The organism is Pedobacter sp. AC163, from assembly GCF_979258665.1.
Genome location: NZ_OZ409872.1, coordinates 999,335 through 1,019,298, shown reverse-complemented (window position 1 = coordinate 1,019,298; position 19,964 = coordinate 999,335). Strand labels below are relative to the sequence as shown.

Annotated in this window: 23 protein-coding genes; 15 read left to right on the top strand and 8 right to left on the bottom strand. The window is 41.9% G+C overall.

Annotation, left to right across the window (positions count from 1 at the left end):
- Window positions 1–7: 7 nt before the first annotated feature.
- From ACZZZK_RS04235 to ACZZZK_RS04175, 13 genes are all read left to right on the top strand, one after another.
- Window positions 8–352 (top strand): DUF4134 domain-containing protein, encoded by a 345-nt coding sequence (locus tag ACZZZK_RS04235; RefSeq protein WP_463483034.1) that lies wholly within the window; start codon window positions 8–10, stop codon window positions 350–352.
- 57 nt (window positions 353–409) lie between these two features.
- Window positions 410–763 (top strand): DUF4133 domain-containing protein, encoded by a 354-nt coding sequence (locus ACZZZK_RS04230; protein WP_463483033.1) that lies wholly within the window; start codon window positions 410–412, stop codon window positions 761–763.
- Complete coding sequence (locus ACZZZK_RS04225; RefSeq protein ID WP_463483032.1) at window positions 760–3,231, top strand: TraG family conjugative transposon ATPase; 2,472 nt, start codon at window positions 760–762, stop codon at window positions 3,229–3,231. Before ACZZZK_RS04230 ends, ACZZZK_RS04225 begins: the two co-directional genes overlap by 4 nt.
- Before the next feature lie 11 nt (window positions 3,232–3,242).
- Window positions 3,243–3,611: a hypothetical protein gene (locus ACZZZK_RS04220; RefSeq protein WP_463483031.1), complete on the top strand. Its 369-nt coding sequence runs from the start codon at window positions 3,243–3,245 to the stop codon at window positions 3,609–3,611.
- A gap of 122 nt (window positions 3,612–3,733) precedes the next feature.
- Entirely contained in the window at window positions 3,734–4,426 is a 693-nt protein-coding gene (locus tag ACZZZK_RS04215; RefSeq protein ID WP_463483030.1) for a conjugal transfer protein TraI, read from the top strand.
- Complete coding sequence (locus tag ACZZZK_RS04210) at window positions 4,413–5,066, top strand: hypothetical protein (RefSeq protein ID WP_463483029.1); 654 nt, start codon at window positions 4,413–4,415, stop codon at window positions 5,064–5,066. Before ACZZZK_RS04215 ends, ACZZZK_RS04210 begins: the two co-directional genes overlap by 14 nt.
- Complete coding sequence (locus ACZZZK_RS04205; RefSeq protein ID WP_463483028.1) at window positions 5,047–5,688, top strand: TerB family tellurite resistance protein; 642 nt, start codon at window positions 5,047–5,049, stop codon at window positions 5,686–5,688. The genes ACZZZK_RS04210 and ACZZZK_RS04205 overlap by 20 nt, the downstream gene beginning before the upstream one ends.
- An 11-nt stretch (window positions 5,689–5,699) precedes the next feature.
- Window positions 5,700–6,911, top strand: a complete 1,212-nt coding sequence (gene traJ / locus ACZZZK_RS04200) for a conjugative transposon protein TraJ (RefSeq protein ID WP_463483027.1) — start codon at window positions 5,700–5,702, stop codon at window positions 6,909–6,911.
- A 12-nt stretch (window positions 6,912–6,923) separates the two neighbouring features.
- Window positions 6,924–7,538, top strand: a complete 615-nt coding sequence (gene traK / locus ACZZZK_RS04195) for a conjugative transposon protein TraK (RefSeq protein WP_463483026.1) — start codon at window positions 6,924–6,926, stop codon at window positions 7,536–7,538.
- A gap of 3 nt (window positions 7,539–7,541) precedes the next feature.
- Window positions 7,542–7,751 carry a hypothetical protein gene (locus ACZZZK_RS04190; protein ID WP_463483025.1) on the top strand — a complete coding sequence of 70 codons (210 nt, stop codon included), beginning with the start codon at window positions 7,542–7,544 and terminating at the stop codon, window positions 7,749–7,751.
- 20 nt (window positions 7,752–7,771) lie between these two features.
- Complete coding sequence (gene traM, locus ACZZZK_RS04185; protein WP_463483024.1) at window positions 7,772–8,821, top strand: conjugative transposon protein TraM; 1,050 nt, start codon at window positions 7,772–7,774, stop codon at window positions 8,819–8,821.
- A 256-nt stretch (window positions 8,822–9,077) separates the two neighbouring features.
- Window positions 9,078–10,055 carry a hypothetical protein gene (locus ACZZZK_RS04180; protein ID WP_463483023.1) on the top strand — a complete coding sequence of 326 codons (978 nt, stop codon included), beginning with the start codon at window positions 9,078–9,080 and terminating at the stop codon, window positions 10,053–10,055.
- Between the two features lie 86 nt (window positions 10,056–10,141).
- Window positions 10,142–10,321, top strand: a complete 180-nt coding sequence (locus ACZZZK_RS04175) for a histone H1 (protein ID WP_116167675.1) — start codon at window positions 10,142–10,144, stop codon at window positions 10,319–10,321.
- A 135-nt stretch (window positions 10,322–10,456) separates the two neighbouring features.
- On the opposite strand, the gene ACZZZK_RS04170 is transcribed toward ACZZZK_RS04175, so the two are convergent.
- From ACZZZK_RS04170 to ACZZZK_RS04135, 8 genes are all read right to left on the bottom strand, one after another.
- The gene (locus tag ACZZZK_RS04170; protein WP_463483022.1) at window positions 10,457–11,221 is read right to left on the bottom strand and encodes an efflux RND transporter periplasmic adaptor subunit; all 765 of its coding nucleotides are present in this window, start codon (window positions 11,219–11,221) and stop codon (window positions 10,457–10,459) included.
- 100 nt (window positions 11,222–11,321) lie between these two features.
- Window positions 11,322–11,636: a hypothetical protein gene (locus tag ACZZZK_RS04165; protein ID WP_463483021.1), complete on the bottom strand. Its 315-nt coding sequence runs from the start codon at window positions 11,634–11,636 to the stop codon at window positions 11,322–11,324.
- A gap of 26 nt (window positions 11,637–11,662) precedes the next feature.
- On the bottom strand, window positions 11,663–12,031 hold the full coding sequence (locus tag ACZZZK_RS04160; protein ID WP_463483020.1) for a rhodanese-like domain-containing protein: 369 nt from the start codon (window positions 12,029–12,031) through the stop codon (window positions 11,663–11,665).
- Window positions 12,032–12,138: 107 nt separating this feature from the next.
- Window positions 12,139–12,594, bottom strand: coding sequence for a hypothetical protein (locus tag ACZZZK_RS04155; RefSeq protein WP_463483019.1), 456 nt, complete (start codon window positions 12,592–12,594; stop codon window positions 12,139–12,141).
- Window positions 12,595–12,649: 55 nt separating this feature from the next.
- Window positions 12,650–13,633, bottom strand: a complete 984-nt coding sequence (locus tag ACZZZK_RS04150) for a hypothetical protein (protein WP_463483018.1) — start codon at window positions 13,631–13,633, stop codon at window positions 12,650–12,652.
- Complete coding sequence (locus ACZZZK_RS04145) at window positions 13,623–13,970, bottom strand: DUF3817 domain-containing protein (protein WP_463483017.1); 348 nt, start codon at window positions 13,968–13,970, stop codon at window positions 13,623–13,625. Before ACZZZK_RS04145 ends, ACZZZK_RS04150 begins: the two co-directional genes overlap by 11 nt.
- A 511-nt stretch (window positions 13,971–14,481) precedes the next feature.
- Window positions 14,482–15,066: a TetR/AcrR family transcriptional regulator gene (locus ACZZZK_RS04140; protein ID WP_463483016.1), complete on the bottom strand. Its 585-nt coding sequence runs from the start codon at window positions 15,064–15,066 to the stop codon at window positions 14,482–14,484.
- A gap of 107 nt (window positions 15,067–15,173) precedes the next feature.
- On the bottom strand, window positions 15,174–15,626 hold the full coding sequence (locus tag ACZZZK_RS04135) for a DUF6010 family protein (protein WP_463483015.1): 453 nt from the start codon (window positions 15,624–15,626) through the stop codon (window positions 15,174–15,176).
- 128 nt (window positions 15,627–15,754) lie between these two features.
- Here ACZZZK_RS04135 and ACZZZK_RS04130 point away from each other — a divergent pair, with 128 nt between their 5' ends.
- Both ACZZZK_RS04130 and ACZZZK_RS04125 read left to right on the top strand, forming a co-directional pair.
- Window positions 15,755–16,420: a hypothetical protein gene (locus tag ACZZZK_RS04130; RefSeq protein ID WP_463483014.1), complete on the top strand. Its 666-nt coding sequence runs from the start codon at window positions 15,755–15,757 to the stop codon at window positions 16,418–16,420.
- Window positions 16,421–16,891: 471 nt separating this feature from the next.
- On the top strand, window positions 16,892–19,954 hold the full coding sequence (locus ACZZZK_RS04125) for a SusC/RagA family TonB-linked outer membrane protein (RefSeq protein WP_463483013.1): 3,063 nt from the start codon (window positions 16,892–16,894) through the stop codon (window positions 19,952–19,954).
- Window positions 19,955–19,964: the final 10 nt, after the last annotated feature.

The following is a 19,964-nucleotide window of genomic DNA, read 5'->3' as shown; positions in this document are numbered from 1 at the left end:
TTTCAAGATGCAAGATTTATTAAATAAAGCTAAGGCCAAGAACTTTTCAAAATTCCGACTACACTGCTGGTGTTTGCTGTTAGCGAATTTCATATTCACTATAGCCTGTTTTGCGCAGGACGGAAATGCTGGGATTCAGGAAGCAACCAATAAAGTTAAAAGCTATTTCGATACCGGCTGTGATCTAATGTATGCCATCGGTGCAGTTGTGGGTATTATCGGGGCTATAAAAGTCTTTAATAAATGGAACGCCGGAGATTCAGATACCAATAAGGTCGCCGCGGCCTGGTTCGGCAGTTGTATTTTTTTGGTCGTTGTCGCCACCGTACTCAAATCATTTTTTGGAATATAACCGGGCCAAGCGAGCTATTGAACACATATAAAATCAATAACAGAAAAAAGAATAATTATGGCAGCTATCTATCAAATCAATAAGGGCGTTTCCCGGCCAATTGTCTTCAAGGGGCTTAAAGCGCAGTACATTGCCTATCTCGCTATTGGATTGGTACTCCAGTTATTGTCCTTTGCCATTCTATACATTTCAGGCCTGAGCTTACTTCTTGTAATGCCGCTGATTCTAACTATGGGCACTTTCTTGTTCGTGGTCACCTTTCGGCTGAGCCACCGCTTCGGGGAACATGGACTGATGAAGTACCTATCCAAAAAAGGGCTTCCCGGGTACATCCGCTTTTCCTCAAGAAGGCTTTTTACGGGCCTGAAGTTTACCAATATTGATTATCAGAACCTAAAAGTAAAAAAATGAAAGAAGCCATAAACATACTCCCGATTTATAAAGTGGAACAAGGCTGTATCCTTTCTTTTAGCGGAGACATTACCCTGGCTTACAAACTGCTATTGCCGGAGATTTTCTCCCTTTCTGACCGGAATTATGAGGCCTATCACCAGGCCTGGGTAAAGGCAATCAAAGTATTGCCGGCTGGCAGCATCCTGCATAAACAGGACTGGTTTCTGCAGGAAAACTTCAGGGCAGATTTCGGGAAAGAGGGCAGGGATTTTCTCTCCCGTTCCAGTGAGCGCTTTTTCAACGAGCGGCCCTTCGTGGCGCATAGCTGTTATATTTTTCTAACAAAGAAATCTGCTGCCGGGAAATCCGCTACTTCGGCAACCTCCGGTCTCTTTCGCGGTAGCCTTGTCCCTCCACAAACCTTAAACCCTGCTGCCCTTTCAGATTTTGTAGATAAGGCGGGCCAGTTTGAAAGAATCCTTACCGATTCCGGCTTCGTATCGCTAATGCGCCAGGATGATGATGCAATCTGTGGAACAGCCAATGCCGCCGGAATCCTCGAGCGCTACTGCTTCCTGCTGGGAGAAAGGGATATGCCGATTATCCGCGACATCCATTTAAAAGATGAGATTAGGGTAGGGGAGAAACATATGGAAATCTATACCCTTTCCGACGTGGAGGATCTTCCTTCATTCTGCGGAAGCCGGATAAATTATGAACCTTATTCTACAGATAAATCGAAATTCAGCACCGGTTTCGCTACTCCGTTGGGTCAGTTACTCGACTGTGACCACATCCTCAACCAGTACGTCTTCATCGGCGAGGTACAGCAGACCATCAAAAGGCTCGAAGCGAAAAAACTTCGGCTGCATTCACTTTCTTCCTATTCCCGCGAAAATGCCAATGCCCGGGATTCGGTCAATGATTTTCTCAACGAAGCGGTTGCCCTTGGCAGGATTCCAATCAAATCCCACTTCAATATCATGGCCTGGTCCGCAGATGCAGGTTTGCTAAAGGATATTAAAAACAAGGTTGGATCGGCCATGGCGTCCATCGATGCCGCGGCCAAGCGGGAGACCGACGGACAGGCACAGATCTGGTTTGCGGGACTTCCCGGTAACCAGGCCAACTTTCCAATGAACGAAACCTTTGATACGTTCCTGGAACAGGCCACCTGCTTTTTTAATATGGAAAGCCACAACCGGGATTCCAGATCCGAATTTGGCATTCGATTGGGCGAGCGCCTCTCGGGCAGACCCGTACACGTGGATATTTCGGATGAGCCGATCCGCCTGGGATACACCACTAACCGCAACAAGTTTATTCTTGGCCCTTCAGGTTCGGGGAAGTCTTTTTTCACCAACCATATGGTCAGAAGTTATTTTGAGCAGGGTACCCATGTTTTGCTGGTGGATGTGGGACACAGTTATAAAGGACTCTGCGATCTGGTTGACGGCTACTACTTCAGCTATTCCGAGGCCAGCCCGATTGCCTTCAATCCTTTTTATCTCGCTGATGGAGATGTACTGGATACCGAAAAAAAGGAAAGCATCAAAACCTTGCTTCTCGCGCTATCCAAAAAAGAAGGGGAAACTTTCACCCGCTCAGAGTATGTGGGGTTCTCCAACGGGCTGACCTTATATTTTAAACACCTGGAATCCCATCCCGATATTTTTCCGTGCTTTAATTCCTTTTACGAATTTTTATCGGATGAATACCTTGTGGTGCTGGAGGAAAACGGGGTGCGTGAGCAGTATTTTGACATCAGGGGATTTCTTTATGTGCTCAAGCCCTATTACCGCGGAGGGGAATTTGATTATCTGCTCAATGCCTCCTCGCAGCTGGATTTATTGTCGCAGCGATTTATTGTTTTTGAGCTCGATGCCATTAAGGACCACCCAATACTTTTTCCTGCGGTAACCTTGATTATTATGGAAGTATTCATCTCCAAGATGAGAAAGCTCAAAGGGGTCCGCAAGATGATCCTCATCGAAGAATGCTGGAAAGCCATTGCTAAGGAAGGCATGGCGGAATACATCAAATACCTGTTTAAGACTGTTCGTAAATTCTTCGGAGAGGCTGTGGTGGTGACCCAGGAGGTAGAAGATATCATTTCTTCTCCCATAGTGAAACAGGCCATCATCAATAATTCGGACTGCAAGATTATGCTGGATCAAAGCAAGTACCAGAATAAGTTCGACGATATCCAGCAGCTTTTGGGCCTGACTGAAAAAGAGAAATCCCAGATCCTTTCGATGAACCGCGCCAATGATCCGGACAAAAAATATAAAGAGGTATTCATCTCCCTTGGCGGTCAGCACAGCCAGGTGTACCGGACGGAAGTTTCGCTTGAAGAATATCTGGCCTACACGACTGAAGAGAAGGAAAAAATGCTGGTGCAGGCTTATGCAGCCCGGTTGGGCAGCATCCGGAAAGGGATAATTTCACTGGCAAGTGATATTAAAAACAATACCGTGGTAAACTAAAATCCAATCATATGAAAAACTACTCAAAAATGCTGCTGGGCGTCCTGGCTATAGCCTGCGCTGCCTGCCAGCGGGATTCCGTCAGGGAATTCCTTCCTGGCCTCTACACCAATTCGGCAACAGGGGAATTAAGTAAGGCCGATGATACCCTGGTAGTAGAATCAGCGGATGGCAACAATTTTCTGATCCATCGAAAAACGGGATTCAATCTGATCCGCAGCGGTAAAGTGGGAAAACGTCAGCATGAGCGGGAAAAATGGCATGCGATCTATGATGAGGCTACAAAAACGCTGAGCGAGACCAGAAAAGGTAAACTCATTATGATCTATCCCGATTCCGGATTTATCCTCATCGGTAAAAGAAAATATACTAAACAATAAAGTCAAGTAGAAAAAACATTAAAAATATGAGATCTCACCATTCAGGTACAAGGCCATGTACCGCAAAAATTAGAAACGCCTTAGCCAATCCATTCAGGAGAATCGGTTGCCTGGGCAGAAAAATGAAAAAGATTATGAAAAGTTATATGGTAATACTTCCCGTAAGCGCGATGACTATTTGTGTGGGCCTTCCAAAAGGGGCAACTGCTCAGGTTGCGGTACTCGAAGTGATCAAGGCCGGCGTAAAAAAGGTCATCCGCGCAGTGGACCTAAAAGTGCAGCGCCTGCAGAACGAAACAATCTGGCTGCAAAATGCCCAGAAAGTACTTGAAAATCAGCTTTCCAAACTCAAGCTGACCGAAATCGCCGACTGGACCGAGAAGCAAAAGGATCTGTATTCTGAATATTATAGCTCCCTCTGGAAGGTAAAATCTGCCATTACCTATTATAAAAGGGTGAAAGAGCTGACGGTCAAACAGGTTGCCATTGTTGATGAATATAAATGGGCAATCGGATTATTTCAAAAGGATAAGCATTTTAGTGTGGAAGAAGTTGACCAGATGCAAAAAGTTTATCTCGGTATCCTCGAAGAAAGCGTAAAGAACCTCGATCAGGTGCTCCTGGTGGTCAACTCCTTTAAAACCCAGATGAGTGATGCGAAGCGGCTGGAAATCATCGGCGCCGCGGCGGATAAAATGGAGGAAAATTATGCGGACCTGAAAAAGTTCAATTCGGGAAATATAACCCTGAGTATTAAGCGCGCTAACTCGGTTGATGAGGTAGCCAAACTAAAGGAATTATATGGGGTGGATTAGACTGATTCGCATCGCTATGGTTTGGATATCACTGCTTGCAGTAGCTGAACATACCCAGGCGCAAACCTGGTCAGAGTGGTTCTCACAAAAAAAGACGCAAAAGAGGTATCTCATCGAGCAGGTAGCGGCATTAAAACTTTACGCAGGCTACTTAAAAAAAGGATACGAAATCGGAAGTTCAGGGTTGACCTTTATCAAAGGTGCAACCAGGGGAGAGTTTGACTTGCACAATACTTTTTTCTCTTCGCTAAAAACGGTCAGCCCGGCGCTAAGAAAAGATGTGAGGATTGCAGAGATCCTCGCCATGCAGCTCCTTATCGGGAAAGCGTTTTCCCGACTGGATGATGTAGATGGACTGGCAATCGAAAGTATGGGTCATATAGATCTGGTGAAAAAGAACCTGTTATCAGAGTGCCTGAACGATATGGAGGAACTCTTTTTGGTTATCACTTCGGGCAAGGTTGAAATGGGCGACGAGGAACGGATCCTGAGGATTGACCGTATTTACCGGTCCATGCAAAGCAAAAAAATCTTTGCGCTGCAATTCTTGGGCGCCGCAAAATCTCTGGCCGCAGAGAGAAACGGTGAGCTTAAAAGTTTAAAAGAAATGGAGGTATGGTATGAAAATAAGTCAAATTAAATCCTGGGTTTTCTTCTTTGTCCTGGCATTTTCATTTTCAGGGAGATCCATGGCCCAGTCCACTGAGGTGCAGCAATTACTGCTGAACGTTGAAAAGCTAAGCCAGCTTAAAAATATTCTTTCGGATATGAAAAAAGGATATACGGTCATCTCGAGCGGATACAATGCGGTCAGGAATATTTCCCAGGGAAATTTTTCCATTCATGAAACATTCCTGGATGGCTTGATGGCCGTGAGTCCCGAGGTTAGAAAATACAGGCGCGTGGTAGATATCATCACTGCCCAGAAAGATATCGTCTCAGAATATAAAAGGGCATTCAGGAATTTTAATGCATCCGGCCTTTTTACTGTTGCAGAACTGGATTATCTGTCCAAACTCTACAGTGGGCTATTTTCCCGGAGCCTGGATAATCTCGATGAGCTCACCATGATCATTACCGCAAATTCGCTCCGGATGAATGATGCCGAACGGCTGGATGCCATTGACCGCATTTACCTGGATACAAGCGATAAGCTCAGTTTTCTGCGAAGTTTCAACCTGGATGCAGGAAAACTATTGCTCCAGCGAAAGTTGGCTACCGCGGATATGGAAGGTTCAAAAGCTTTGTTCGAGGTCAACTAAAATTTAACAAGATGAAAAAAATATTTAGTCTCTTTTTCAAGTGGACAGGCCTTGCCCTTGCCTTTTTTATACTTCCTGCAACGGTATTTGCTCAGGGGATCGCAGCGGAACTTACGGGCATGCAGCCTGTGCTGGACAAGGTATATGATGATATGCTGCCGCTCTGTTCCCGCCTGATTGATGTGGCCAGGGGAATAGCCGGGTTTGGAGCCCTGTGGTATATTGCCAGCCGGGTCTGGCGGCAGATTGCTGCGGCAGAACCCATTGATTTTTATCCCTTGCTTCGTCCGTTTGCCCTGGGTCTATGTATCATGATGTTCCCTGCAGTACTCGGAATAATGAATGGCGTGCTCAAACCTACGGTTTCTGCTACCGGGGCAATGGTCAGTGACAGCAACCTTGCGATTGAAAGGTTGCTCAAAATTAAAGAGGCAGCGATCAAAAAGTCTAAAAATTGGCAAATGTATGTTGGCGAGACCGGGCAGGGGGATAGTGATAAATGGTATAAATATACGCACCCTTCTGACCCTGAGCGGGCAGATGAAACATTTCTGGACGGACTGGGAAACAGTATGCAGTTCTGGATGGAAAAACAGAGCTACAACCTGCGCAATTCCATCAAGTCCTGGCTAAAGGAAGTCCTGGAAGTGCTTTATGCGGCAGCTTCGCTATGCATCAATACCATACGCACTTTTTTTCTCGTTGTGCTGGCCATTCTTGGGCCCCTGGTATTTGGCTTTGCAGTATTTGATGGCTTCCAGCAGACCCTCACCGTGTGGCTTGCCCGCTATGTAAATATTTTTCTCTGGCTGCCCATTGCCAATATATTCGGTAGCATCCTGGGAAAGATTCAGGAAAATATGATCAAGGTAGATCTTGCGCAGATTGAAGCGCAGGGAGATACCTTCTTTTCGTCCACAGATACGGCATACCTCATCTTTTTGATCATTGGAATCGTCGGTTATTTTTCTGTCCCCAATGTAGCCAATTATGTAGTCCATGCAGGGGGTGGAAATGCCATCCTGACCAAAGTGAATTCCATGGTAATCGCTGCCCCAAGTTCCGGTGCCAGCGCTGTAATGGGGGCTGGGGGGATGGTAGCAGACGCCCTTGGAGATGGTGCCCGCATGCAGTCACACAGCTATTCAAGCGCTGCCCAGGGTGATTATTTCCCGGATCAGAACAGCCATCAGAAAGACAAGATATCCGGTAAATCAACTTAAAAACCAATCATTATGTTTACTCAGTTCAAAAACATTGATACCGCCTTCAGCCACATCAAACGCTTTAGTATCTTTTTGATCCTTGCCTGTATACTGATCTCGGGCTTTGCGATCTATAAAGGTTTTGAAATGGCTGCCCGGGCCAATCGCACAGTCTACATTCTGGCCAACGGAAAGGTTCTGGAAGCAGTTTCGGCGGATCGTAAAAGTAATATTGCTGTAGAGCTCCGGGACCACATCAAAATGTTCCACCATTATTTTTTCACCCTGGATCCCGATGAAAAGGTGATCCAGTCCAATATCTCGTCCGCTTTAAACCTGGCGGATGAAAGTGCCAAGAGGGCTTATGATAACCTCAGGGAAAAAGGCTACTTCAATAACCTGATCTCTGCGAATATCTCCCAGGAAATTGTGGTGGACAGTACTTTGCTCGATCTTGATGATTATCCCTATGGCTTTAAGTGTTATGCCACGCAGAAACTGATCCGGGCAACTTCAACCGTGACCCGAAAGCTTATCACTTCCGGAACCCTGAGGGATGTTTCCCGCTCAGATAACAATCCACACGGGTTTTTGATACAGCGGTGGGAAACCCTGGATAATCATGATGAACCCTTAAATCCCTAGCAAATGGAAAAGGAACCAAAAACTAAGAGAGATCAATCCACGGTGATCTCCAGGGTTAATCAACGAATACTTTCCTGGCAAAAAAGATTGGCAGACCATCTCAATCTTAAATGCCGGAACATTTCATCAAGAGGGCTTTTAGCAATACTGGTCAGCTTTATTGTCATCATTGCCGCCTTCTTGCTGAATTTAATCATCTGCGCCATTCATTAACCAATTAAAACAATAGAAATATGAAAAATCAAAAAATCAGGGACAAAAGGAAAATCCTGCTTATCCTGCCCATACTGATCCTGCCATTTCTTTCTTTGGCCTTTTATGCCATGGGCGGGGGAAAGACAACTGGGAATAAAGCTAACGGAAATGCCGGTATCAATGCTTCACTTCCCAATGCCAGCTTCACTAAGGAAAAGCCGGCAGATAAGATGGGGATTTATCAGGAAAGCCAGAAAGATTCATCAAAAACCAGTTCCGGACATCTGGAAGAAATCGCCGGCAGATTCGGTTTCAGCACTTCGCAACCAACAGATCCCACAAAGGACATTGATCTCAAACTGCAGCAATTAAATGCGCAGATCAATGCACCGGTCGAACCCAAGGCCCTGGCTTCTTCCCGGGAGCGTAATATAAAAGTGCCCCGGATGAGCACCGATGTCGACAGGCTTGAAAAGCTCATGTCCTCTATGCAGGGAAATGGCAGTGAGGATCGGGAGATGAAACAGCTTTCTGGCATGCTGGAAAAAGTTCTGGACATTCAACATCCCGAGCGTGTTCGTGATGCCTACATTAAACAGGTTAATACAGCACCGGAAGAAAAGTTTGCTGCAATTCCAGCCGAGGTCGCAGCAAAACAATCCCTCGTCCAGGGTGCCGTACTCAAACTGGTGGTTTCAGACACGGTCACCATCAATGGTACCCTGATTCCCAAGGGACACGAAATTTTTGGACTCTGTAACCTGACCAATCAACGTTTGCTGGTGGATATCAAAACCATTCGAATCGGTAGAAACATAGTCCCCGTGGATCTGTCGATTTATAGCCTGGATGGGATCAAGGGTATTGCAGCACCGGATGCAATAGTGGATAATGCCATATCGGGCGGGGCGGATGATGCGGTGAGGAGCCTGCAGCTGCTGAGCATGGATCAGTCCATAGGTACTCAGGTAGCTGGAGCAGGGATTGACGCCGCGAAAGGGCTTTTTTCAAAGAAAGTAAAGCGGGTGAAAATGAAAGTCAAGGCAGGCTTTCCGGTCCTGCTTCGGGATAACCAGATCAGAAAATAGTTACAGGCTTTGGATTTGGCTGAGACCCGTTATGCACAAGCAGTCATCGTCCTTTTTTACAATGCTAAAAGACTATGCGAAATGCCATCAAATATTGAATAAAGCGCCCGAATGAGCAAATTGATGGATTAAGAAAAAGGACGCCCCCGGCTATCAGCCCCGGTTCGGACAAACATTTTCCCTTCTATTATGGGAAAGCCCATCAGATAATTTAAAAGCTAAAAATAGCAAACAGTTAACCTTTAACACAATGAGTATGAATTTAAACAATTTAGAAAATCTCAAATCTGAGATGAAAGCGCTGGGCTTCAGTAAGGAGCTTCAGGAAAAAATGGAAGAAAACATGAAGTCGAATCTTCCTGATTTTATTTTAAAAGACCAGATCAATGGACACAAGGGGCAGATTGATCTCAATCTTTATTTCAAGCAATCCGGTCAGTCCGAAAACTACTACCTTAACAAGTATGATGTAGCCCTTAATGAAGGAAAAGCTTTGGAAGCCGGTCAGAAATATCTGGTCATCTCTCCAAGTGATACGCCCGGGAAAAACAATGTTTTCAAAAGAGAAAATGTAGCCGAGGCTATCGAAGTATTCAAAAAGCACACCGGCAATGCTGAGCTTGCCGTTGGAAAAGATGCCGCCCACAAGACCAGATTGGCAACTATGGAAGAAGGTAAGATCAATTACGTAGATAAGGAATTCGGCAGGATTTTTAGAAATCCACCATTGCCGCAGACCATCTGGGTGGAAAGAGGGAAGGGTTTTACAGCATCCCAATCTGTGAACCTGATTGAAGGCAGGGCGGTATATCGTGAGGATATGCTCACCCAGGGCGGATTGCCGTATAAAGCATGGATGAAGCTTGACCTGGATGGACCGCGTGACCGTCATATGAACTTCAATATGAGCCAGTATCATGATCCTTCATATGGATTCAATTTAAAAGAAGTCCTTGATAAATTCAACATCAAAGAACTGGAGAATCCAAAGGATAGAGAAAAACTCGAAGCGCAATTAAAGAATGGTGATCGCCCGTCTATTACCGTAGGAAAAAATGGCGAGCAGGTGAAGTTGCAGGTTGAAGCCGTGCCACGTTATTCTCAGCTTAATATGTTTGCAGCCAATGGCAGGGCAGAGAAGAGAGAGCAGTTTTTAAAAGAGCCTTCCTTAAATAAGGCCATCACAAAATCAAAGGGAAAAGAGCTTTCCAACAGTCAGGGTTTGGGCGTTTAAAGCATTTTTGTATTTTCGCGGCTCGTTTTTTGTAACGAAATTAAATTTTAACGATGGTCATCTGTTTGGCCGATAATAAAACAATTATGGAAAAATTTGAAAAAGTAAAAGAACTGGTTTCTTCAATCGAAGCCGATGCTACTAAATTTTATGACGGTGGCAATGCTGCGGCAGGTACGCGCGTTCGTAAAGCGATGCAGGACCTTAAGGTTTTAGCTCAGGAAATCAGAGCAGAAGTTACTGAAAAGAAAAATAGCGATAAATAAAAAAAAATCACTGTTTTGGGAAATCAGGATCCCGGCTCGAAAGGCCGGGATTTTTTACATGACCCTATACTTCGGGGATCAAAAATAATCGCCCGACTGATCATCTTACCTGTGCTCACAAATTATCTTCAGTATTCAGGAGCAAAAGCAAATCGGGATCATTATCAGGTTCTTTGATACCGACGCTTCATTTACCCTTTCGAAAACCTTGGTCCGCGAAATTCTCCCGCTTAATGTGTCCTGAAGAGTAGGAACAAAAACACTTGCAGCCTGCCCATTTGTGATATACCCGATTTCGGCTTCAGGAACCGTAAACTGAGCATAAACCTGATCGGTCTTAATTATATCGAATGCGGGCAAACCCGGACTGGCACTGCTGCCCGCCTCAATTGCCTTTCCAGTCACATATCCTGACATTGGCGCATATAAACGGCAGTCATTGATCCTTTTGGTATTGATATTTTTCGATGCTTTAGCCTGTGCCAGCTTTGTTTTAATATCAATAAAGTCCTTTTCTGGCAAACTTTCTTTTTCAAAGAGATCTTTTAAACGCCCATAAAGATCCTCAGTCTGACTCAAGGCTGCATCTGCAATCAAAAGCGAGTTGCGGTACTCCGTATCATCAATTGTAGCTAACAACTGACCTTTTTCTACAAATTGACCTTCATCAACATAAACTTTATTGATGATGCCTGGAATAGCAAATCCGATTTTTACAGTATTGTCCGGCTCTATACTTCCAGAATAGTTGAATTTAGCCAGGTTACTCTTTGCAGAGATTTTTAGAATGGAAACTTTGGCATTTTCCTGTTTCAATGAACCCAATTTGTTGTCTTTACCCGCACAGCTGCTTAAAAGTAGGGGTATAATGAACGATAAATGGTATTTGTTAATTTTCATGTTGCTTATTTATAGTGTATTATTAAATTATTTTTACAATCTATGTCCAGATTTCTAATACCACAAAAAGTACCAGATGGTATGTTTTTGTTCAAATTTTTTATTTTTTCTGCAGTTCTAATGCTGATGTGATAAGCATAATTTTCGAATTCGGATGCCGCCTGGCATTTGATTCTGAAGATCCGACTCCACTTTTATATAATGCCACTAAAATTGCGCCTAGTCGATTATTGGGATCTTCTTCATATTTTTCTTCAATATTGAGATTGTCAGCAATCATTTTTTTCAGTTCCTCCTCATCGCTCGTGGTGCCGAAATGAAGAAATAATAAATCCAATTCTGATCGTGTGCAATTGTTATCCAGAAACTTTCGAAAAAGTTGTGCAAGTTGGTTTTCTTTGATCAATTGATTCATGTTTATGAAATTCTTACTATCATTGATCATTTTCTTCCACTTTTGATCTTCTCTTCAAGATCAACCCACGCCCCCCCGTTAGAGACATGCTGAAATCCACGCTCTTTAAGCAGATGCTCTACCTTTATACTTCGTAATCCGTGTGAACAGGTTGTAATGTAGGTCTTTGACGGATTAAGTTCTTTGTACCGCTCCCTAATCTGACCCAAAGGAATATTGATAGAACCTTCAATATGTCCGGATTCGTATTCCATTGAGGTCCTGACATCCAAAATTATAGCACCGCTTGAGACCTGTTGGTCGATATCATTGTTGATGGTCAGGATGCGGAAAGTTCGATAGCCCAGATAGGCCAGTAATAGCACCGCCGATATGATTATTAGTGTTTTAGTCATCTTGTGAAATATGTTTTTATTTTGAATGTTGTGATTGGTTAAAGAAGATTATTTTAGCTAGGTGCTGAGATAGGATAACTATTGGCTTTAAATTGCAGTTAATTGGGTTATCTCATATATGGACGTTTGATGAATGGAGAAAATGGCCATGGCACCGATAACAATATGATGACCAGCGCGATCGAAAAATAAATGATAATCTTACTGAACTGCTTCTCTTTTGGATTTGATTTTCTGGTTGGGAATACAGCTATTAACATGATAACCGTAGCTATGGTCATCAATACGCTGTGGATTACACTAAAGAAAAATCCTTCGAAATCATTATAATATAATTGATCCCGCCAGAAATTTCCAGTGATATGACTTCTCCTGTAGAGCATTATTCCGATAGCCAGTTGTAGTGACATCAGGCCGACCGAGCACCTGATGGCCTTAACTGGATAACCTGAAAACGATAGCCCAGTGATTTTTAATTGGTAAGCAAGCCAGATACTGTAAACAATAGATATCAGAGCCAACCAATTGAACATTGAATGATAAACGGTTAATAATTGATACATAAATTTAGTGTGTAGTCATAGTTATATGAAAAGTTCCTCTGATAGAAAATTATTGTCAATCCATTTTTTTTAAATAATCCTTTATAAGCTGCAGTCCGGCTGTATCAATCATCGTAGTTCCCAACTTTGGCATGTGATAATCGCCCATTTCAGACATCCTTATCAATATATTATTCCTGTGCAAGCGTATTCCTGTTCCATCTAGCGTAGTGCCGTAGTTTAGATCGAGTGTCGTCTGACCGGCAAATCCCCCTCGCTGATGGCAATGCGCACAGTTGATTTCCAGGTAACCTCTTGCCCTGTCATCGACCGCAATCTTGGTATTCTTATCCGCAGGGAGTCTGTCAATTTTGTTTAATTTCTCAGCACTCATCAATCCTTTGTCCATCAGATATTGAAGCTGGTTGACTTTTGAATGCCCACGCACAACCTCAACATTAAGATTACGAGCCTTCGGACCAATTGGCAATATTTTATCATTGGAATGATGACAACTTACACATTCGTTGTTTGCAGGGATATGGTATCCAATAGCCATCATTTTACCGTTTGAATCCAATCTTTTAACCGGAACAACATCGCCATCAGTAATCAAGAAAGCCTCTGCCTGTTCCTTGTTCCATTTATATACAGCGGCATGCCATTTGCCAGCCTTGAGCAAAAGCAATCTGGTCTCGATTATCTGTAATTTCCCACCCAGGCTTAAAGGGTAGTAAAATGTTTTTGCGATCAGCGTTCCTTCTGGAAAATCCGGAAGCCCGTTCCCGATTAATTTCATTTTTTTTCCTGGCGGAAGTTTGATCAGACGCTGCTTTTCCGCATAGTCAGTGAATAGTGTTGATGATAATTCAAGTACCTCTACATCAGGAGCAGGAATGAGTTCAGCTGGCTTACCCTGAAAAAGCTTGTAAAAGGACAGGCGTTTCTCGAATCGGGTATTATTATCAATCTTTGGATTGGGTTTAATATTGCAGCATGTCACGTATATCGCAGGTATGATCAAAATTAAGATCATGACTTTATATTTTTTATAACTCATTCTCCTGTTCATCGCTCATTTCACCCTCTAATACGGATTCAGGGTAAAGTATATACCGATCGATATAAAATGTCCCAAATGGAATCAGGCATGCCAATAGTACTTTCCAGGTGGTTTTAGAGAATTTCCACTTGTAAGAGGTTGCAACGCCAAAGGTGGTGATTAAAAACAGGCAGAAAAGAAGGCCGTGGATAGGACCAATGATTCTCACAAGAACCGGTATGTTGCCGATATATTTAAAAGGTACCGCAATAAATACAAGGAAGATAAGTGATAGACCTTCCAGAAACCCGATGATCCTAAGTCTGCCAATAGGATATTTAAGTAGTTTAATCATAATTGAATTTTAAAATGTTCTAAACATGGGACGGTTAGCCAGGGGAGAGAAAGGCCATGGAATGGCAATTAGAATGATCAACAAGGAAATCGTGTACCAAATCATCATTGTTCTGAACTTTAATCGATCCGTTCCCATCCTTTTGGTCTTTGCGGACCCAATCGTCAGCACTACGACTGCGAGCACCATTGATAAAATATGGACATATCTGAAGAATATATGTTCATCCATCACTCCATCCACGCTTGGTAGAACGGAAGCAAACTTTACAATCTGACTCATTGTATACAGATACAGACCGATTAAAAGCTGAATATGAGCGATAGTGGCCGTAATATGCCTAACCAGATTATCAGACTTACGGAACGGGCTGTGGCCGACTAATCCTTTCACTGATAAAAAAATGGAATATAATAAAGAAATAAGTACCAACCACCTGTTGATCGAATGGAGGGTTAACAAAATCTGATGCATAAAAGATACTATATGGTATGTTATTGTTTAAAAAAAATTATAATGAACTAAGATATCCTTTAAGGCTGGTAAGGTAGGTTTGGTACACACCTCTGCCCATTACCTTACCAAGCATCCTGATTCCTGAATATCCTGAGATAACCATTACAGCCACTTGCTCAGGAGATTCCTTGGTGCTGATCTTGCCTGCTTGCTGGGCTCTTTTGATGCAAGATGCAATTGCATTATGCCAGGCAAGCGTCAATTTCGCGAGTGCCTTTCTAAATGACTCATTTACAGGAGCCATCTCATCTATAAGATTAATTGCAGGACATCCATGGGAAACATTAAAGAAAAGAGTATCGTTAAGAAGCGATTCCATCATAGCATATATATCCTTTGCAGGATCTGTGCTTTCTTTCAACGGCCTTACCATTCTGTTATAGAGATTTGGATAGAGCAGTTCCGATATCAATCCCAGGCCCATCTGCTCTTTGTTTTTGAAATGGTAAAAGAAGGCACCCTTGGTTACGTTTGTTGTACTGATAATATCATCTATACTGGTAGACTGATATCCTTTTTGATAAATGAGATCAAAAGATTTTCTGATGATCAAATCTCTGGTTGATGCTGCTTTAGACATATATATTTTATTTATTGTTTTAAATCAGTTATTACTTTGAATACTCCAATTAACATCGCTTTCGAGTAACATATTGCAATATCCGAAAACTAAAATGTTAAAATTGCCTAATTTGTCTTTACAGTTAACTTTAAAAATCTTCTCTTTTTGAAAAAATTGAACACAGAAGGTGCACCCATAAAAAACCAGATGGCCAATATCGGGTCACATACCGCACATCCTGCAGAAGACGAGGGTTCCAGATAAACGATTGGGTTGCCGTATAGATGATGAAGTATATCCCATGTGGTATGCAGCAACCAGCCGATGCCTATAAAATAATAATGCTTGAAGCCCTTATAAGCCACAAAAAGCATTACCGTCCCGAACATGAACTCCCAAATGCCCAAACCTCCACTCCAGTACACAGCGCCTGCGCCTGCGATCAAAAGTGCATTTATTTTTTGCCTGTGCGGTTCTTTAACTAACGACATTAAGGTAATGAATACAATTGCTATTGCAATTGCTGCAAGAACTACGTTCAGTGTGAATTCTGGTGTAAGATGAGTTTGTGTCTCCATTTTATTTTTTTTATGCAAAACTAATTTAAAAACATACCAATTAGTATGTTTTTAATGTAAAATTATATCTTTGGCTTTTCCGGGATACTTAGTGTTATCAAGTTTTTAAACACTTTATTGATTGTACGATGCCGAATTCAGCGAACGAATTGGTAAGCGTTTATGTTCTACAGTCAATTTATGATATAGCCACATGGCTAGATCAGATAATTGATATCATGACCAATTCTGCCATGATTACCAGAAGTATTGTACGCTACCTGAACTATAAATTTTTAATCAAAAAAACGGAGAAGGTGATACCCAAATATAATATAGATTTCAAAAAAAAGGATCACGACCAGTTCCTTTTGTATATAAAAGATCGAACCGACGATTCAGGTAAAGTTTATAATGAGCCCCACAGTCATAATTATTATTGTCTCATTTTTTTGTACGAAGGTGAATTGAGGCATTATGCGGACTTGGGAAACAGGGTCATTTTTGCACCTGCACTTTTAACGCTGGATATCGATCAGGTTCATATTCATACAGATCTAGCAGACTGCAAAGTTTTCTCCATGGCTTTTTCAGCTGATTTCCTTCATCGTCAACACAAAAAATCACAAGATCACGTTGAAGTGCTCAACCGCAGTAATAGTCTAAAGGGCTTAACGTTCTATGGTGATGTTCATTCCGCTATGGGTTTTGGCGTTCAAGGTGACCAAATTATGGTTTGGAAGGTGGTTGATAAAAAACTCTTTACATTAATTGAAGAAAAAATCACCAGAAATGAACCGATTCAATTAGCTTAAATGTGAATGCAGATCAAAGGTTGCAATTCAAATACAAACAGGGTGATATGAATTGGAAAGAAATAGCCTTGGATATAAACTTAAAGGGAATGTCCCTTGAACAATGGGACAGGAGCCCGAGGCCAGGGTTACACTATAAAGGTGATACCAAAGAAGATGCTCAATTTTCAAATTTTTCGCTGACATATGGACGGAAATAAGTATCTGGATTTTACCCAAAGTATTTACACATATTTGGAGATTTCTATAAAATGTATTATTGACGAAAAGGTAAAATAGAATTCAAATAACTGGAATTCCTTATTCCAGATGGCTCCATTGTAAGTGAACTCAGTATAAAATACGTGCTCATTCATTATTATACTATCAAATGTTAAAATAGTATTAATGGGTTTATTCATTATGAACTAGTTTTGATTTATCAATTAATCACCAATTGGACATATAATTTTATTAACCAAATTAAACTTTATGAGTAGAAATTTTTACATCGCATTTGCTTGCTTTCTTTGTGTACTGTTGAGCGCTGATACAGTGCTTGCGCAACAAAGAACTATAAAAGGGAATGTAGTAGACGAAATTGCCAAGCCCTTGCCTGGCGTTATAATTTCTGTCAAAGGAGAAAACATCCAAACCTCTTCTGATGATAATGGAAATTATACAATAACATTGCCTGCAAAAAGTAATACACTTATTTTCAAAATGGTGGGCATGATAACTAAAGAAATTGCGGTTGCTTCAGGTCAAAACAGTGTTAGCGCTAGCCTGCAGCCCGATCTTAAAAATCTGGATGAGGTTGTCGTTGTTGGATATGGTACAGTTAAAAAAAGCGACCTTACGGGTTCTGTTTCGACATTAAAAGGAAGTGAACTCAATCGAACTCCCTCTGCCTCTGTAGACCAACTTTTACAGGGAAAAATACCTGGGGTTCAGGTTATATCCGGTTCAGGACGACCAGGTGCTGGAGCCACTATACGTATACGCGGAACAAGTTCATTAAACGGGTCAAATAGTCCACTAATGGTTGTAGATGGCTTTCCTTGGGGTGATGCTGGTAATTTGAAGCAGATAAATCCTGATGATATCGAATCGATTGAAGTATTAAAGGATGCTTCATCCGCAGCTATATATGGCTCAAGAGGTGCTAATGGAGTCATCCTGATCACCACAAAAAAAGGTAAGCTTGGGCAGTCTAACATTTCATTAAGCACACTTAATACGGTATCTGCTATGTCTTCCAAGCCTGACCTTTGGAGAGATGCCATTGATGAGGCAACTTTTGCTAATGAAGCAGCTTTAACAGGAGGTACCCCTGCAAACCAACTGCCATATCTTGGTGAAATACGAGGGGGAGTTTATTTTCCTTCCATAGCAGAATTACGAGGCCTTGACCCTTCAAAGCCAAAGTGGCCACACAATACCGATTGGGTTGATTTAGTGTATCGCAAACCATTCTCTCAGAGTTATACACTTACTGCAGATGGAGGAAGTGAAAAAACTAAATACGCTATTTCAGGAAATTATTACAAAGAAGAAGGTTTGGTCATTAAAAATTTCTATGATCGCTTCGCCACTAGATTAAATTTAGACCAAAAACTTACCGATGCTATCAATGTGGGTACTAACGTAATTCTTACCTACACAAAAAACAATGGTGTACAGGTTAATGCAGATCGCACAAGGGTTTTTCCAGTTTATGATGATAAGGGAAATTATTTCAGAACAAGTCCCACAGATTTTGGACACCCTTTGGCCATAGCCAATGAGGTATTGAACACTAGTAAGACAATTGATGTACTTGGAACAGTTTATGCCAACGCCAAAATAACCAAATGGCTGCAATTCAGAACGCAACTAAGCTCAAAATATGGCAATTCAATCGGTGACGTATATGAGCCTTCAATTGTAACCTTTAGAGGATTTGAAAGCAATGGCTATGGTGCAATAAATAATTTTAACACCACAGAATTGCTGACCGAAAATTATCTGACCGCAAATAAAACCTTCGGGAAAGACCACAGCATTAACTTTGTCGCGGGTTACTCTTTCCAAAAATTTAATACAAGAACGAGTGACTTGATAGGTAATGGTTTTGTTAACGATAACATTCAAAACGAAAACTTAAGCACTGCAGCAAATAGGATTATCTCTAATGGACTCTCAAGATCAGAACTTGCATCATGGTTTGGTAGAGCTAATTATGTCTTCAAAGACCGTTACCTCTTTACTTTAACAGCCAGAGCTGATGGTTCAAGTAAATTCGGATCCAATAACAAGTGGGGATATTTTCCATCTGGTGCAGTGGCTTGGAAAGCAAACGAAGAAGAATTTATCAAATCACTCAATGTTTTCTCGGAACTTAAATTTAGAGTGAGCTATGGGCTTACAGGAAATCAGGGCATTAGCCCATATCAAACACTGGATAGGTTTGGAACAGCCAGATATTTTACTGGAGATGGTTTTCAGACAGGATTTGGTCCAGGTTTATCAGGTGCAAATAATGAACAGGGTTTAACAATTGTTGGAGGCTTAGGGAATAATAGCTTAAAGTGGGAAACTACCACCTCATTAGACTTGGGAGTAGATATTGGTTTTATGGATCAGAGGTTTAGGTTGACTATTGATTATTATAACAAAAACACCGATGATCTTCTAAGGTTGAGAACTATTGCTCCTTCATCAGGCTTTGATGAACAATGGATTAACGATGGTGAGATTAACAACAAAGGTATTGAGATTGGCCTTAATGCGGATATCATTAGAAAGAGTGAATTTTCTTGGAATGTTGGGGTTAACTTCACGCGCAATCGGAATAAGGTGATTAGCATGGGTGAAAAAAATCGGGTTGATGTTGGAACCCTCTATGAATTGGTCAGACAAAGAATTCTAACCTACACGGTAGGTCAGCCGATGTTTGCCTATTATGGTTATAAATCAAATGGGATAATACAAACGGTTCAGGAAGGTATTGCCTCAGGTTTAACGGGAGCTGCTGCGCAACCAGGTGAAATAAAATATCTTGATATATCTGGACCAAACGGAACTCCTGATGGGGTAATCGATGGCAATGATAGAACCATTATAGGAAATCCGACTCCGGACTTTTTATATAGCTTTAACACAAACTTAAAATACAAAAGATTTGACCTTTCCGCTCAGTTTTACGGGATTTATGGTAATGATGTATTTGATTTTAGAAAACTGACACCAAGCAGGCAGATCATGCGTTGGACACCGGATAATCCTAGTAATGAGATTCCAAGAGCAAATAATACAAGAGGGTTCCTAGCTTCTGATTTCTTCATCACGGATGGTTCTTTCTTGCGTATTCAAAACGTCACCCTAGGATATAATTTTAAGGCTAATCCTATCAATGGGATAAAAAGTCTAAGGATATTCTTTTCTGGCAACAACCTTTACACCTTCACTAAGTTTAATCCAGGCTTTGATGCAGAACTCGGAGAAAATGGTGTTAATGAGGGTGCGTATCCAAGACCGAGGGCGATTTCACTAGGATTAAATATTGGCTTTTAATTTTAAAATC